Below are 557 nucleotides of genomic sequence, written 5' to 3' on the forward strand. Positions count from 1 at the left end.
AAAAAAAAGGTTAGTTTCTCGCCACGTTTCACCCCACACTCAAAAACAAAGGATAGTTTAATTATCAAACTCATATAAAGTTTCAATCTTGTCTAAACACACATTAGGATATGCAACTGATCATCTATTTTTCTTTACATAATCTCCAGATACAGTCCATATCAACTATAGATTCTTGTCTTATGCTAAATGTAATCAAAAAGCAAGTAGATAGAGATAATAACTAAAATATTAACTCTAGATACTTTTTTGATGAATATTTCAAATAAACAGGAGGTAATGAAAAATGATTAAAACATTATTAGCAGGGGCACTTTTAAGTACAGGATTAGTAGCAGGAGGTGCAGTAGGCGCAGATGATATGAAAATGGACAATTTAAAATCAAATGAAAATAGTTCAAATCAAGTAATTACACAGAGTGCAGATGGAAAAACGTCTTTCTCACAAAACTTTGATGCACCTAAAGATGCAGAGCCAGCAACTCCTAAAGGAGATGTAAAAACTGTTGAAAGAACAGAAGGTACAGAATCACAACCTGGATTTGAAATAGGAGCCC

The 557-nt window shown here is 32.7% G+C and carries 1 protein-coding gene; it reads left to right on the forward strand.

Features of this window, described 5'->3' with window-relative positions; genetic code table 11:
• Positions 1-286: 286 nt before the first annotated feature.
• The coding region (locus ACTJJY_RS32090; RefSeq protein WP_440607453.1) for an alpha-ketoglutarate permease at positions 287-557 on the forward strand (271 nt) is incomplete at its 3' end.

The sequence above is a fragment of the Bacillus sp. 22475 genome, from assembly GCF_052044835.1.
Taxonomy (GTDB): Bacteria; Bacillota; Bacilli; order Bacillales; family Bacillaceae_G; genus Bacillus_A; species Bacillus_A cereus.